Here is a 15,368-nt window from a genome sequence, read left to right on the forward strand (position 1 = left end):
GGACTCAAAACCCCTTTCCGGCGAGGGCGAATGCCGTCACGACCAGCACGCCTGCGGCCACGAGCGCAAGGACGATCCGGTCCTGGGCATGAAAGCCTATCTCGGACAGGCTGGTGTGCGGTCCCGGGTCGTCCAGGCCGCGGCACAGGGCCGCAGCCGCAAGCTCGTCGCTTATCGTCGCCACCGAGGCGAAGAGCGGCACATAGAGGCAGACCAACGTACGGACGGGATGAACGATCCAGGCGGACGGCCCCGTCCCGATACCCCTCATCTTCATGGCCGACCGTATCGCACGCCACTCCTCGCCGATCGTCGGAAAGCAGCGGAATATCACCGATGTCGTGACGATGGCGTTCCGCGGCACCCTGCTCTTCCACAGCGCCGCCGAGAATTCGCCGACACCGGTCGTCTCCACGACCCAATACGCGACAAGGACGCACGGCAGGACTTTGCGAACCGCCACCGCTAGAAACTGCGCAAGGGACAGCGCCAAGCTCTGGCCCATCACGGGCCCGATCACGTGCTGCAAGGCCACGAGCAGGGCGAATGCCACGCAGGAGCGAAACGAGACGCCGGCCATGCCGCCGACGGCCACGAGCAGGGCGCATATGAGAAAGACCGCGCATTCGTACGGCAGCGATCGCCCGAGGAACACGGCTATGTCGAGCAGCACGAGCAGGGCCAGCTTCGTTCGCGGGTCGAACCTGAGCCCTTGATGCTCGCGCCGCTTGCCGTAAATCCTGTCAAGAACGCTCACAGGATCCCGGCGCTCTCGAGCCTGCCCGCCAGCAGCTTGCGCGCGATCAGCGACCCTGCCAGCGAGAAGACGACGATGGCAAGCATCATCGCAAGAAACATCCAATCGGGAGTGAGCGCATAGAGAGTATCGCAGAAGTCAGCGCTCATACCACGCTCGAACGTATCCTGGAAGAAGTAGTCGCGCATGAACCAGATGGGCACGAAGCCGCCAAGCAGGTTCCACGAAAAGACGGCATGGCTTGCAGCGTTCCATCTGAAGCTCTTGTACTGCCCCTTGCGGGCGATGAGCACGGCCGCGATGCCGACGGGAACCGAGACGAGGGGTGCGATGGGGATGTGGCCCGAGGCGATGAGAATGAGGCTCGGCAGGATGGCGGCGATGAAGATGGGCGTGCCCGAAGGCGACTTGGAGAGCATCGTATGGTAGACGGGCGCCGCGACCAGCGCGACGAGCTCCGGCATGAGCAGGAACAGGATCGGAACCGGCATGCATGCGACGCCGATGATGACGTAGACCGCCAGGTAGAGGGCAATGAACACGCCGGCCGATATAGCTCCCCTCGATGAGCTGTGCTTCTTCTGAGAATCCATGTCGATTTCCTTTCTCTAGGCTGTCAAATCAAGATGCTGCAGTCGATTGGCCTGTGGAATCCGTCATCGTTGCACCGCGTATACGCGTCACTCGTAAGCTCCTTCCTACCGTCCAGAACGAATTCGTTCCGATTTCCCGTTAAACGCACCGGCGGGAGCGTCCTCTCGGATGCTCCCGCCGTGGAATGATCGGCCTCACTCGCCGCTCGCGACGTCTGCTTTCCGCTCACCTCCGTCAATGAAACAGCTCCTGCGCTATCTCGAAGGCCTCTTCGGGGGAATGCTGCCCGCACTCCGGAGCGAAGCGCCCGTTATACATGACGCCCCAAAGCCCATAGAGCACGAACAGCGCACACGCCTCGGCGCTCTCCTCGTTCACGCCGAGACGGTTCTTTATCTTTTCGGTTCGCACGCCCTCGAGCATGAGCTTGGCGTAAGGGCCTGCCATGCGATCGAGCATCTGGACCATGTCCCAAAGCTTGTACGAGGCATCGGGAACCGATTCCCCCGGCTCAGGGTCGAATGACCTGACATACTCGTCGACATCATCCTCGACAAGGCTGCGCAGCACGGAGATTCTCTCGTCGAACGACCGCTCGTCGTCCTCCATGATCTCGCACTTGCGGCTCATGCGCTCGGAGATGAAATCCTCCATGACGGCGACGTAGATATCCTGCTTCGACTTGAAGTAGTAGTAGAACATGCCCGGCGCGCCCCCGACGGCATCCAAGATGTCGCGGACCGACGCGTTCTCATAGCCCTTCTCCGCGAAGAGATGTGCGGCCGCGTCCACAAGCTCCTTGCGCCGTTCGGCCGGTTTCTTGCTGTTCCTCTTCACGCGTAACCCTTCCGATCCTTCGCTCGATGCGGATAGCTGTACATTAAAGAGCAGAACGAATGTCGGTCTAAGGTTATCCTAGACTAACTATTGCTGTCAAATTGCTGCCAACGACGGCGCATGCTGCATGGATGCAAGATCGGACGAACGCCTGATTACCGCCATTGTCGGTATAATAATGGCGGTAATGAAAGGACGGGGTATGCCATACGAACCGCCATTCGAACGCAACGACGCAATAGATACGCTCTGCATGGAGATCGCAGAGCTCGTGGGCATGCTCTCCCCGCAAGCGCCCCTGGCGAAAAGCCCCACCCTGCACCGAGAGCTCAGGATCAAGACGATCCGCTCCTCCCTCATGATCGAGGGAAACAAGCTCGATGAGAAGACCGTGACCGCGATCATCGACGGGAAGCGCGTCCTCGGCGACATCCACGACATCCTAGAGGTCGAGAACGCCAAACGCGCCTACGACCTCATCCCCGAACTGAATCCGCACTCCATCGACGACCTGCTGAGAGCGCACCGCACCATGATGGACGGCCTGGTTTCCGAGGCGGGCCGTTTCCGCGGAGGCAATGTCGGCGTGTTCGACGGCGACGCTCTTATCCACGCAGGCACTCCTGCGGCCTACGTCCCCGAAGTGATGGCCGATATCTTCGGTTGGCTGGAAGAGACGAGCATGCACCCTTTGCTTGCCTCCTGTGTCTTTCACTTCGAGTTCGAGTTCTGCCACCCCTTCTCCGACGGAAATGGAAGGACGGGAAGGCTATGGCACACGCTGCTCCTGTCGAAATGGAGACCTGCGCTCGCATGGCTTCCCATAGAAAGCACGATCAGGCGGCGGCAGGCGGGCTATTACGAGGCTTTGGCGAAATCCGACGCCATCGGGTCGAGCGAACGATTCGTCGAGTTCATGCTGGAGGTGATCAGGGATTCGATCCTGCCGTTCTCCAAGCCTGCAAACGAGAGGGAGCTGACACGGGCAAGGGTGCTCGACTTCTTCAGGGAGCATGGCGGCGGAAACATCTCCCAGCTTGCGGAGAACCTCGGATGTTCGAAGCGAAGCGCCGAGCGCATTGTTGCCGAACTGAAAGAAGAAGGCGTTCTCTCAAGACAAGGAAGTCCCAGATCGGGCATCTGGGTTGTTGGGGAATAGGGAATGGATTGCGTGCCGTTATGGACAGGCAGGAATTGGCATATGGACTATCGCATCAGGCGCATCGCGCAATGCGAATGCGCGTTGCTCGAAGACTTCCCCTATGAGGCGATATCCATCCCCGAGGGTTTTGAGGGAGAAATCCCGCGCGGCATCATCCACGACGACCCCAAGTGCCGAGCGGCTTTCGAAGAGCTTGGAGCCCTGCCAGGCGACCGCGCGCTTGTGGCCGAAGTCGACGGAGAAATCATCGGTGCATGCTGGGTGCGCACGACCACCGGATACGGTCACATCGACTCGAACACCCCATCCCTCTCGACCCGTAAACCGACTGTAGCGCCAGCGCTGTCAGCTCCATTAAAAGCGTGTCTAGAATCGGTCAGCCACAGCAAGTCTGTCACTATTTATTCTCGCGGCGAGCAACGGCGAGCAACAACGATGATTACGAGTGCAGCGACTGCAACAAGCGCTATGGCCGTAACCGGAGTCGCATCACCTGTATCCGCTATACGCCGTGCAACCTGATCGACTGCAGCCGCAGGGGCCTGGGCGTGCCACGCCGCTGTGAACGTATGGTCGCCTTCAACCTGGTATTCATCTCCTGGCTGGTAGCTGGAACCGTGCCATTCGACAAACCTGTAACCGTCGCGAACGGGGGCTTCAGGCAGCTTGATCACTTGGCCTTCGCGCACCCGCCAAACAATCGGACCTTCGCTGCCGTTAAGCGTGCCGCCACCAAGGTCGAAGGTGATGGTGCGCATCGGCAGAGCATCATTCGTGATGGTCAACGTCCCAGGCACGTAGACCACGTTGTAGACGCCCTGAACGCTATCGCCTGTGACGGTGATCCGATAGACGCCCTCGACCTCGCCTTCCTCACGGGAGAATTCGTATTCAACGGTATCGGAACCCAGCGTGCCGACTACCTGAGCGGTGAACTCCGGGTCTTTCGCGCCGACAGGCTTGACCAGGTTGTCGGCGGCCACCACCACAGTCACGGGTTCGTCAGGCGCCGTCACGACAAGCTTGCCCTCGGCGGTCTTGGCGTTGTAGCCGAATGCGGAGGCGCGAACGGTATAGTCCACCTCGCCGACGTCTTTGATGGAGGGAGTGGTAGTGCTCCACGTGGCTCCGCCATCCACGCTGTACTCGAACGTGGCGCCGTCCACGTTGGCGGTGCATTCGGCCGCGTGGGTCTGGCCGTCATAGACGGCCGAGTAGTTGCCGGCCGTGACCGCAAGTGCGTCGGATGCCTCAACCGTCAGCGTGCCGACCTTGTCGCGTATGCGGTAGTTCTGCTCTTTGGCGGTCCCGTCCCACGTCAACGTATAGGTATCAGGAGTCGAGCCCGGATCGGTCAGGGTGCCCGTGGCCGTAAGGGTCGCGGTCTCGGAGCCTATCAGGCCGTCCATGGACGCCGAGCCCACCAGCGGACTTCCGTCGTACGCTTTGGCTGCCGAGGTGGTCTCGATCAGCAAACGAGCCGGCTTGATCTCGTACGTCGCAGAAACCTCGCCCGTATACGCACCCGCGCCCGTAGCCGTCACCGTCACGCTGCCTGCGTTGGTGGTGTCGCCGTCGTAGGAAAGCGTGTAGTCGGTGCCTGCAACAAGCTTACGGCCGTCCTCGCCCGTCACGGTCATGGTCTGCTTGTGCGACCGGCCGTCATACGTCACGTCATCCGGGGCGCTTACGCTGAAGCCCGAGATGTCGTTCCCCAAGACCGTGAGCGTGCCCACATCCACGTTCGCGCGGTAATTCATGCGGTTGGCGGTGCCGTCCCACGTCAGCTCGTAGCTGTTGGGAGACGATCCCGCCTCGGTCTGGGTGCCTGTAGTCTTGAACGTAGCCGTCTCGCCCGCCACAAGGCCGCTCATGCTGCCTTCGGCAGTGAGCGCAGACCCGTCGTACAGCTTGGTCGCACTGGGCGTCTTGATGGCAAGCTCCGCCGGCAGGATCTCGAGCCTGCGCACCACGGACCCCGTATAGTTGCCTGTGCCCGTCACCACCGCGAGAGCGGTGCCGGCATTCGTCGCATCTCCCGCAACCGCCACGTCGTAGTCGGATTCGGATAAGGGCGAAGCGGAGCTTGCGCCCGCTTTCGTATCAGTTACCTGGATGTCGGATTTGGCGACGGTATGTGCGCGGCCGTCGTAGACCACCGGGTCGACCTGGCCCACGGACACGCGCGATGCATCGCGAAGCGAAGCCGGCGTGACCGTCAGCGTACCAGGGGCGAACGTCACGTTGTAGTTGGCGGATTCGCCGCCGGCAGCCGCAATTTTGCCCTCGTACGTGCCTGCATCAAGATCCGCGAACCCATCCGGGCCCGAAACCGCGGGAGCGGTGGTGAACATGCTGGTCACGGTATCAAACGAAGCCATTCCCGCATCCGCTTGCCGGTTGGCGGGCAAGCCGGCGTCATACGTGAGCGAATATGCGGGTTCCACCCCGCCGTATACGCCCGTCGCGTCGGCTGCCGAAATCACGACGCTGCGCTTGGCAACCTGCACGTGGGCCTGCGTCAGCGTAAGCCGGTAGTCCGCCAGGTCATACGTTGCGCTTGTGCCACCTCCGCCGCCTGCGCCGGCCGTGCGCCTGGCGATCTTGACGACAGCCGTGCCCGCAGGCGTCGCCGCATCCAAAGGCTGCGCTGCAAGTGCGTCGCGTATGCGAGCAGCTTCAGCGTCCGTGGCGTTACCGATTGAAAGCACGTAGCGGGAAGGGTCAGTCGGGATGGAACCGTACACGACGCTTGCCTGAGGCGTGCTTCCCGCTTCATCCATCAGCTGAGACGCAACGGTGATCGCCTTTTTGGCAACGCTGATCTCGACGATCGCCTCGGCCGGTTCATACAGACCGTCCGTGCCGTCCGTCAGCGTGACCTTCACAAGGGCGTGGCCGGCATGCTTGATCGAAACGTTGCCCTCGTCGTCGACGGCAACGACCGCCTCCTTTCCATCATCGACGACCTCGTACGTCCAAACGTCATGATCGGTAGCGGGGACGGCCTGGGCGGAAAGCTTGAAGTCGGCATCGCCATACGTCTTGCCGTACGGTGAATCCACGTCTAACGTGCGAACGCTCTTCTCCTTGTCAAAGGTGCGCTCGGTCTGAGACGTCACGTAATTGGGAGAAGCGAACGTAGCGCTTATCTTGTACGTTCCCGCAGGCACGTTCTCGACTGTGAATTGAGCCGTATACGTATTGTCGGGCCCCGCCGCGACATCGACCACGCGCGTTTCGCTCGAACCCTCGACGGTAAACGTCACGCTGCCGGCAGCCTCATGCAGCCCTGAAACCGTGGCTGTCACGGCGGAGGCGGCGCCGGACTCGTGCGCCGTCAAGACGACAGCGGTCGGCGCAGGCGAAATCACGAAGTCCTCACTTATGCTCGCTTCGGAATAGCAGCCTGACGCAGCCACCTTTGCCGTCACGGTGTAGTCTCCCGCTTCGGTCGGAGGCACGACCGCGTTGTACGTCTTGCCGGATGCCGTGTGCCCTTTATATCTCAAACTCACATCACCAGGACTGTTCGTATAGACCTCAGGATGTGCCGCCGGCTGTCCGTCATACGTTTTCGAGGGCGAATTCATGAAGCTGATGAACGTATCGATGGCCTCTACGTTGCCGGTATAGGTTGCCTTATGGTTCCAATAACGCTCATCATCCTGATCAGCGGTCGTGCTCTCGGCGGTAACCGTATACGGACCTGCCGCCGTAGCGGTCATATCGACGCTCGCGCCAGGAGATGCGGTCGATGCCGCACCCGCAACGCTTGCGGCGCCCGTGGACGTGAACGTCCAGCCCGTATCGCCCAGCGATGCATCGTCGAGGCTGAGCGTGAAGGGATTGCCCACGGTGATCTTCTTCGAAGGCGGAATGAACTCGGCCGTGCCGCCCGTCTTCAGCCAGCCGGAGCCGTCCGTCTTGGTGGTGCCCCAGAAGTACTCGCTTTCCGGGATGCCGTCACCGAAGCGCGAGTAGTACAGGGTGACGTGTTGCGCACCTACGTCGGATGCAGGCAGATACGGCCATACGCGCGAACTGTCGAAGTGCGAGTACATATCGTTCGTTCCGTAACGCGCAACGGTCGCGATGCCATCCGGATCAACGGGTACGTTGGGTGCGATCGCCTTCAGCGTGGTTTGATACACGCGTTCGTCAGCGGAGTTCTTGGCGCCCGTCAGCTGAGCGCTGATGCTTCCGCCATCGATGATCGGCGTATCGACGTTCCATGTATCGGCAAGAATGGTGCCACCCGTTACGTTCCAGACACCGGTACCCTTGTTTTCAGTACCGACGCCGCAACCGATATCGTCAGCGCCGGAGCCGCCTGCAACTGCTTCGACATAGCCGCCGATCACCGTGAATCCGTTGATCCTGTCGCTATGCGACTTACCCGAACGTGCGGCGCCCACGCCGATGCCGGGGCCTGCTCCCGCAGCACCGGCTCCGCTCCCACCACCCTTGGCGTATACGTATCCACCTGAAACGGCAACCGACACGCCTTCGGAGCCGGGCTGTACAGCCCCCTCGGTCGCTGCGCCCGAACCGATGCCGGCGGCACCTTTGCCGCCCGTTGCCTTAACGAAATTGGTGAACCCATGGTTGCTGGGAACTTCCGGGTCCTGGATCGTGGCGAGGGAGATGTCTATCGCTCTGACCGCCGCGCCGAAGGATCCGCCGATGCCCGCACTGCGATCGCCGCCCGTTGCCGTCACTTGGCTTGCACCCGAAATGGCAATCGTATGATCCATGTAGAGGGAACCCGTGACAGCGGTCTCTCGGCGACTCGCGCCGATGCCGGCGCCATCCCCTCCGCCCTTGGCGTCGACCACGCTGTCCGCGATCGTGATGTCTCCGTCGACCGAGCCGTTGCGGGCGCCGCCGATGCCTGCGCCGCCATAGCTTCCGCCATGAGCCGTCACGTTGGAATCGGCGATCGAGATGGTGCTCGTCTTGATTCCAGCCGTCTTGATGATGTTGGCGATGCCCTCGCTAACGTCATACACCTCAAGCATACGAGTATCGATGCCGCCCGAGCCGATGCCCGCGCCCGTATGCTTGCCCGTTGCGACAACCGTGGAATCGGAAATCTCTATAGGCCCGCAGTTCGCAAACGAACCCGCGCCGATGCCTGCGGCGCCCTTGTATTTGTCGCTGCCTGCAGTCGATGTGACGGTGCTGCCCTTGATAGCGATCTTGTCCACATGCGAATTCCCGCCGCACCCGATGCCGGGAGACGCGGCAATGTAGTAAACCCAGATGCCTTCATTAGGGGGCGGTGCCTGCACCTTGCTTTCGCCGCCAACGGAACCGGTGGCCGTCACCGTTGAATCGTCGATGACAATGGAGCCTGTGCTGCCATTGTGTATGGCCGTGATATCGGTGGCCGCCTCATTGAGCGCACCGCCGTTGCCAATGCCCGGACCTCCGCTGATGCCGTTCGCCACAACGGTGGAACCGGTAATGCTGATGCTGCCGGCGCTACCTTCAAGGCCGGCACCGATGCCGGTTGCGGCTTCGCCCTCGTCGTTTTTAGCCAAAACGGGCTGGACGGGGGTGGCCGTGATGTTGCTGTCCGTAATGGTGATGGTCCGCACGTCGCCATGGTAGCCCACGCCGATGCAGGTTCCCACGTAATCCGTGTCGGAAATGACAATGGATCCGACATCGCTCCTTTGTCCGGTGGCGCCGATACCCACTTGCCGACCCTTGCCGTTGGTTATGGCATATCCGTCCTTGTCGCGCTCTTGAGTCTTGATGTCGCAGTTATCGATCGTGATCGTGCCGATATCGCCATGTTCGGCGGTTCCGATTGCTGCCGCATGCGTGGATGGCGTAGCTGTGATGGTTGCGTTTTTCAGGGTGATGTCACCGACATCTCCGCTGCCACCGCCGATTGCCGCGCAGCAATCCGGATGGTCGTTGCCGCTGTTTCTGTAGGACGTTGCGTTTACGATCAGCTTGCGGCCGCCGGCAGCGCCTTCTATGGTAATCGCACCGGCGGATTCCGCATCGGCAGACCCGATGCCGGACGCATAGTCGTCACCTTCGGCGTTTATCGTGCCCGTTCCGGAGATGGAGATCGCTCCGGACTCGTCGTTGCCCGATCCGATGCCTGCACCGTCGTTCGTGCCCTTTGCGTTGATGGTGCCGCCGTCCATGGCGATCTCGATTTCGCCCGATTCGCCATTGCCCGAACCGATGCCCGCGCCGTTTTCTCCACCTTGTGCGTTGATGGTGGCCGAATCTGCGGTCGAGATCTTGATGGGGCTCTTGCCCGTTGGATAATTGCCCGCAGCGCCGCCGATGCCCGCGCCGGACTCTCCGCCATATGCGGAGATGGTGCTTTCGCCCTTGGCGGAAACGGTAATGGTTCCGAGCTCTGCGCCGACGGTCAAGCCGATGCCGGCTGCCTCTTCGTGCGCACGAGCCGTCACGCTGGCCGTGCCGGATGTCGTGATGGAAATGGAACCGACGCGCCCATCATCCTTGGGCGAGCCGTCCGAGGTGCCGATGCCCGCAGAGTCGTCGCCCTCGGCCGTGGCGGTGATCGAGCCGCCTGTGATGTCTATCTCGATCGAACCTACCGAACCCTTGTACGCGGCGCCGATAGCCGCTGCGTCCTCATGCGTGGTCTTGGCCGTCACAATGGGGGCACCCGTGATCTTGATAGAGCCAAGGTCGGAGTCGCGGCCGGTGCCGATGGCGGCGCCGTCTTTTTCAGGAACGTCCGCGTCCACGGTGCCACCCGTTATGGCGATGCAGTCGTTTTCGTCCCAATGGGCGTCGTCATTGCCGGACTTGTAGTCGTCGCCCGTGCCGATGGCCGCGGCTTGGCCCGACCCGTGAGCGTTAATGGTCGGAGCGCCATCGACGTCGGAAATCGCAAGCGTGCCGCAGCCCTCGTTATGCGAGCCGCCGATGCCCGCACCGCCATCGGAACCGGACGTCCCGCTCTTCGAATCGTCGCGACCATGGGCATTCAGCGTTCCCGGACCTGTGATGGTCACGTGAGACCCCGCCGTGCGCAATGCCGCGCGGCCGTAGTCATCAATCGCAAAGCCATGTTTGGCACCGCCCTTAAGCGTGGCGGTGCAGCCATCGTCCAGCATGATCTTCGCGTACGAGCCGCTCTCGACGTTGACGGCGGACTTGTCTTCGTCCGACATGTCAAGCAGTAGGTTCTGCAGGTGCACTACGATCGGGTCGTCCTCGGTACCGCCCTTTACCGTCAGGTTGTGGTCGTGGCTTTCGCCCTTGACGTAATACACGTCAGACGGATTGTCCGCGGTGTAGTCCTTATCGGTATCGTCGAAATCGATCGTAACGTCTGACGCCAACGCCATGTTCGGCGAGACGGCCACCATGAAAAGACTCAGCAGTGCCGCGAAAACCACTGCTCTGCCCATCTTGATGAGCTGCATGAAATCTACCCCCAAAAAGGCATCTCTGTCAGAGAATGATTTTACAATGTAAAGGCAGGTTTAAGTTCGAAAGGCTCGGATGCCGGCATGCCTGGGAACTCGATCAATTTGATCCCCACACTTTGCAGATAGTCGGCGGGGCTGAAGTAGCCCAATCGCCTCCCAGGAGCCTCGCTGCATGCCTTTTCGAAACTGCGAAGGCCGCGACTCGGCAGAGCCTAGGGGACGCAAGGCATATCGACAAAGGGAAATGCACTTGACGATAGGGGGCCTAGCTACGCTCGGCTGACGAAACTATCTGCATATCCGTCTCGTGGCAGTCATGGCCCGGCGGGATCGAGGAGGCATGGGCGGGCGAGCGCACATATCATCGAGGCGGACGGCGAGTGCCGGCTGCCGCTGGAACCACAACTCCGCGTACTACTCCGAGCTGGTCTCGGACGCCGCACTGAGGGGCGGAGTTGCCCTCGACGTGGGTTGCGGGGATGGGGCGCTCCTGGAGCTTCTGGCCGGAGTCTGCAGGCACGTCGTGGGGGTGGAGGCGGACCCCGCCACCGCGCGGACGGCCGCCGGCAGGGTCGCAGGCAGCGGCACCGTCATCTGCGGCGATTTCATGGCTGCCCAGGATTTTGCCCCGGAGGAATTCGATACCATAACCTGCGTCGCGTGCCTGCACCACATGCCGCTCGAGACGGCGCTCGTTCGGATGGCGGAGCTGCTGCGGCCCGGCGGCAGGCTGCTCGTCGTCGGACTGTCAGCGAACAAGACCATTGCAGACTGGCTGCTCTCCGCTCTCATGGTCGTCTCCGCGAGGGTGTCCGGATGGCTCCACCGCGAGGGTACCTACCGGGGGATGAGGGTTGCCCGGCCCTGTGAGTCCCTGGACGAGATTCGCGCCGTTGCGGGCGAGCGACTCCCCGGCGCACTTGTCAGGAGGCGTCTTTACTGGCGCTACTCCCTCGAGTGGACGAAGCCCCTTGCCGTGCAACCCTAGGGCCTGCGTCCTGTTTCGGGCTCCGTTCCGTGGCCTAGCTTTCCTCTCGGGAGCACAGCCCGAGCTCCTCGATGGTCAGCCTGGCTCACAGGAGGGAGCCGGCCGATCCCGCAGCGACGACGCGCTGGCCCGCGACGGTCGCACGCGATCACCCCGAGGGAGAGTGTCGCCCATCTCGAGAACAGCGCGCTCTTCGAGGCGTTAGGAGGGTCGAGGCCTCCGGGATGTCCGACGGGAGCTGACGGACCGTGCCGATCCAGAAGAGGGTCATGGTCCTCTGCAGGAAGCTGGGCTTCGACCCGGCGGACTCTCTGTTCGACGGGTCGTCCGATATGCTAACCTGACTTCTAAGCGCTACAGCTCAATTGATTGAACGGCGTGCGTCGCGCACATCCGATGCCGGGGAGAGGCCATGGCCGATGTGGGTTCGATAGTCTCGAACGTTGCGCAGACCCTTGCCGACGCAGTGGGCTTGGAGACCAGCGTTGGCTCGTACGGTGACGCCAAGTTCTCGAGTTGTGCGGAGGACTCCGACGGCACGCCGCCGGCGCAATGCGACAGCGCATGGCTGCGGGCGCGATAGAGGCGGCAGACGCTGCCGCGTTTCCGGAGGGCAACACGCTGATTCGGCAGATGTCCGATGAGATTTTGCAGGGATTCCAGCGTCTTGGCCATGCAGAGGAAGAGACGCAGGAGAGCTTGGAGCATGAGCTGCGCTCAGTCAGAAGTCGCATGGATGCGGAGGAGGAGTCCTACATGCGCGCCGTGCGCAAGGCGGATGAGGAAAGCGGTGAGTGGCGATGAGGTCAAACGTGGGCGCTCTCATGATTGACCTGAGAAACAACTCACTGGCGGCAAACGGTGCCTGTGATGAGGCGAGCCTTCAGACGTCGGCCCTGCAGGAGGTCATAGACGACACCTCCGCAGGCGAGTCTGCCGCCTACCGGAGCATGCGTGACTACCTAACTCAGGTGAGGATGCCCGCCATAGTCCTGCAGGACGACTTCCTGCTTGCCTTCGTGAAGGACGTATACGCTGACATGGGGCAGGTGGGCGAGAAGCTCCTGCCGCTTGGTCCCGTGGTCGACACCGATGCGCTTGCGGATTCGGTGGCCCAGCGAAGGTTCTGGGCGAACACCCTGTACGGGCAGGCGGATAGCCTACCGGCCGCCGTGCCGCTACTCGCCGACGGGCTCAGGGGGTTTGCGGACATGGTCATGGGCCAGGCCGACGAGCTGCAGAGACGCCTCGACCTTGCGCTGGAGTACCTGGGTGACGGCAGCATCTATGCCGCGAGCTCGGCATACGCAGGCTCCCTCCAACGCCAGCAGGACGCCCTGGCGTCCGTGGGCCGCGACCCTGTGACGGGTGCGTTTGACATATCGGGGCTCGACCTGTCGTGGGTGCCTCAGCTCGATGAGGGGTGGCAGCGTCGTCATAACCGTGCGGTGCTCGAACGCTACTTCACGCTGGACGATGACGGCAACATCACGGGCGTGCGCCCTGGCATGGAAGCACGCCTCGGTGAGCTTCTAGACATCGTCAGGCAGAGCCTCCTTGGGGATGGCGCGCCCGCGGAGATCGGGCGTCTCACCGCCGACGAGCGCTATGTCCTGCTCTACCTGGCCATAAAGGATGGTCCGCAGATGCTGTCGAGGGAGAGCTCTGCCATGCAGAGCGCAATAGGCGCTTTGGCTGGACAGTTTAGCGTGCAGGACATCATCTCGCACATCGAGGACTTCTCAAATATGGTTGATGGCAACGATGAGAACCCGCTGACCCAATACCTTGCGTTTACGACCGACGACGGCATCTTCTATGGCAAGGACATGCGGACGAGCATCCAGCACAAGAGCGGCTTCGGGGACTGGATCGAGTTCTTTGGGCCGTTTCTGGGAATGGACCTCGACACCGACATCACGACGTTCGCCTATGGCGGCAAGGAGTATCGCATCCAGACCTGGGACGGCACGTACGGCGCGGGCGTTGCCTATGGCGGGGAGGTCGCCGTCTACACGCGTGATGCCCCGACGTCCCCCAGTGACGAGTACCTGGCCATGACGTCGCAGGAGATCAGGGACAACCTGGACGTACTCAGCGCGCGGCAGACCAAGAGCATCTTCACGACGTATGAGTCGGCGGAGGGGAGCGATGTGCCGAACATCCATATCACGGTGAACACAGGTGGAGCAGATCATGTTGATCGAGAGGCTGGAAAGGGGAACTGGACTTTCGATAGCAAGATTGTTCCAAGATATGATGATGGTAGCATAAAGCCTGGTTATAAGAAGCAAGATACCTCGGTAGAAGCGTCACTAGTCTTCGAGGACGAGGGTCTGCAAGAGGCAGCAATGAATGCTCTCATGGAAGATGGCGTTAATGTTACAGAGAAAGGTGACAAGCTTGTTGTCACCTGGTCGAAGTGAGGTTGCCGATGATGACGAGGAGGGGCCTGCTCGCCGCGTCCCTGGCGCTCGCCGGGGGAGCCCTCGGCCTCGCGGGCTGCGGCCTGCTCAGGAGGGAGGAAGAGGTGCCCGACGTCACGGTATCGAGCGGGGAGGACGCGCTCGCCTACGCGCTCCAGGCGCTCGGTGAGCGCTACGGGGAGGGGTTCTCGCAGGCGGAGGGGACGGAGGTGACCTCCTACGAGCCGGACTACACGGGGAGGCTCATGTACGAGCTCTGTGCCAGGCCGGACTCCGATCCGGGGAAGGTCTTCGGCTGCGGGGTCTCGACCGAGAAGGAAACTGGGAAGCTGGCGTACGCCCTCATGGAGGACTACACCCAGTACCTCTTCAAGGGCCAGATGGAGGGGCCGTTCCTGGAGGTCGTGCGGGGGCTCTCCGGCCTCGCGGGCTACAGCGTGCAGATGGCGGAGCCCTACGTGGGCGACCGCGACTGGCGGCCCGACGAGCTGGACGCCTACGTGAACAACGGCTTCACCCACCCGCGCGTGGACGTGACGCTCATGATGCCCGCGGACGGCACGGAGGGCGAATGGGCGGGTACGATCCACGAGTGCCTCGAGGGGATATGGGGGCTCGGCCAGCGCATGTACGTGTACGCGGGGCTGGAGGGCTACGACCCGTACTCCGCGCAACTCTACATCCTCGACTCGACGCAGAACGAGGTCCGGGGCCGCGACCCCGAGCCCCCGTCCGTCGACCGCATCCTCGAGCTGATGTGGCCGGACGTGGTCTACAGGGACGGCTCCGAGACCTGGGACGGCACGGGGGACGCCGGGGGACCCGGGCTACGTCAAGCACCCGCAGATTACCTGGTACGACGGGCACCCCGTGATGCCGTGAGCACCGCCTGGGGCGGCCCCACGGACCCGTCGATTGTGACTACGCTCCATCCCTTCGGATTTATAGCGCTCTGGCAGGAGAGCGCTGCTTGCTGTGTAGGCCATCCCCAATTTATATGAATAGGCTGGGGGAGGGGAAGGTTTGACGCGGAGCGATCGCGAGGCCGTGGCGACAGGTTGCGTCAGAGGCGTGGCTCGCCTCATGCTCCAGCCCCTATGTTCTCTCGATGGGCGCCCACAGCTCCATCTCGTAGCCGTCTGCATGCATGTCTCCGGGGCCATATGCC

General features: G+C 62.1%; 10 protein-coding genes. 6 read left to right on the plus strand and 4 right to left on the minus strand.

Going from position 1 to position 15,368, the window contains the following annotated elements:
* Positions 1-4: 4 nt before the first annotated feature.
* The 3 genes from OLSU_RS01150 to OLSU_RS01160 all read right to left on the minus strand — a co-directional run bounded on the left by OLSU_RS01150 (position 5) and on the right by OLSU_RS01160 (position 2,188).
* Entirely contained in the window at positions 5-757 is a 753-nt protein-coding gene (locus tag OLSU_RS01150) for an energy-coupling factor transporter transmembrane component T (protein ID WP_013251106.1), read from the minus strand.
* Positions 754-1,350 (minus strand): MptD family putative ECF transporter S component, encoded by a 597-nt coding sequence (locus OLSU_RS01155; protein ID WP_013251107.1) that lies wholly within the window; start codon positions 1,348-1,350, stop codon positions 754-756. The genes OLSU_RS01150 and OLSU_RS01155 overlap by 4 nt, the downstream gene beginning before the upstream one ends.
* A 235-nt stretch (positions 1,351-1,585) precedes the next feature.
* Positions 1,586-2,188 (minus strand): TetR/AcrR family transcriptional regulator, encoded by a 603-nt coding sequence (locus OLSU_RS01160; RefSeq protein ID WP_013251108.1) that lies wholly within the window; start codon positions 2,186-2,188, stop codon positions 1,586-1,588.
* A 127-nt stretch (positions 2,189-2,315) separates the two neighbouring features.
* Between OLSU_RS01160 and OLSU_RS01165 the strand changes: the two genes are divergently transcribed.
* Positions 2,316-3,347 (plus strand): Fic family protein, encoded by a 1,032-nt coding sequence (locus tag OLSU_RS01165; protein ID WP_201781603.1) that lies wholly within the window; start codon positions 2,316-2,318, stop codon positions 3,345-3,347.
* 404 nt (positions 3,348-3,751) lie between these two features.
* Here OLSU_RS01165 and OLSU_RS09820 read toward each other — a convergent pair whose 3' ends face one another.
* Complete coding sequence (locus OLSU_RS09820; RefSeq protein WP_013251110.1) at positions 3,752-10,780, minus strand: MBG domain-containing protein; 7,029 nt, start codon at positions 10,778-10,780, stop codon at positions 3,752-3,754.
* Positions 10,781-11,126: 346 nt separating this feature from the next.
* Here OLSU_RS09820 and OLSU_RS01175 point away from each other — a divergent pair, with 346 nt between their 5' ends.
* From OLSU_RS01175 to OLSU_RS09745, 5 genes are all read left to right on the plus strand, one after another.
* Complete coding sequence (locus OLSU_RS01175; protein ID WP_013251111.1) at positions 11,127-11,774, plus strand: class I SAM-dependent methyltransferase; 648 nt, start codon at positions 11,127-11,129, stop codon at positions 11,772-11,774.
* Positions 11,775-12,186: 412 nt separating this feature from the next.
* Positions 12,187-12,357, plus strand: a complete 171-nt coding sequence (locus OLSU_RS09575) for a hypothetical protein (RefSeq protein ID WP_013251112.1) — start codon at positions 12,187-12,189, stop codon at positions 12,355-12,357.
* Positions 12,339-12,578 carry a hypothetical protein gene (locus tag OLSU_RS01180; protein ID WP_041548767.1) on the plus strand — a complete coding sequence of 80 codons (240 nt, stop codon included), beginning with the start codon at positions 12,339-12,341 and terminating at the stop codon, positions 12,576-12,578. Before OLSU_RS09575 ends, OLSU_RS01180 begins: the two co-directional genes overlap by 19 nt.
* A complete protein-coding gene (locus OLSU_RS01185; protein WP_013251114.1) occupies positions 12,575-14,200 on the plus strand; it encodes a DUF4474 domain-containing protein in 1,626 nt (541 codons plus the stop codon). The genes OLSU_RS01180 and OLSU_RS01185 overlap by 4 nt, the downstream gene beginning before the upstream one ends.
* An 8-nt stretch (positions 14,201-14,208) precedes the next feature.
* Positions 14,209-15,201 carry a hypothetical protein gene (locus tag OLSU_RS09745; RefSeq protein WP_148219030.1) on the plus strand — a complete coding sequence of 331 codons (993 nt, stop codon included), beginning with the start codon at positions 14,209-14,211 and terminating at the stop codon, positions 15,199-15,201.
* The last annotated feature ends 167 nt before the right edge of the window (positions 15,202-15,368 follow it).

The sequence above is a fragment of the Olsenella uli DSM 7084 genome, assembly GCF_000143845.1.
Lineage (GTDB): Bacteria > Actinomycetota > Coriobacteriia > Coriobacteriales > Atopobiaceae > Olsenella > Olsenella uli.

What these genes read in the sequence shown, in the direction of transcription:
- OLSU_RS09575 (WP_013251112.1), top strand. Translation starts at nt 12,187, where the DNA reads ATGGCCGATGTGGGTTCGATAGTCTCGAACGTTGCGCAGACCCTTGCC.
- OLSU_RS09820 (WP_013251110.1), bottom strand. Translation starts at nt 10,780, where the DNA reads ATGCAGCTCATCAAGATGGGCAGAGCAGTGGTTTTCGCGGCACTGCTG.
- OLSU_RS01185 (WP_013251114.1), top strand. Translation starts at nt 12,575, where the DNA reads ATGAGGTCAAACGTGGGCGCTCTCATGATTGACCTGAGAAACAACTCA.
- OLSU_RS01165 (WP_201781603.1), top strand. Translation starts at nt 2,316, where the DNA reads ATGGATGCAAGATCGGACGAACGCCTGATTACCGCCATTGTCGGTATA.
- OLSU_RS01175 (WP_013251111.1), top strand. Translation starts at nt 11,127, where the DNA reads ATGGGCGGGCGAGCGCACATATCATCGAGGCGGACGGCGAGTGCCGGC.
- OLSU_RS01155 (WP_013251107.1), bottom strand. Translation starts at nt 1,350, where the DNA reads ATGGATTCTCAGAAGAAGCACAGCTCATCGAGGGGAGCTATATCGGCC.
- OLSU_RS01180 (WP_041548767.1), top strand. Translation starts at nt 12,339, where the DNA reads ATGGCTGCGGGCGCGATAGAGGCGGCAGACGCTGCCGCGTTTCCGGAG.
- OLSU_RS09745 (WP_148219030.1), top strand. Translation starts at nt 14,209, where the DNA reads ATGATGACGAGGAGGGGCCTGCTCGCCGCGTCCCTGGCGCTCGCCGGG.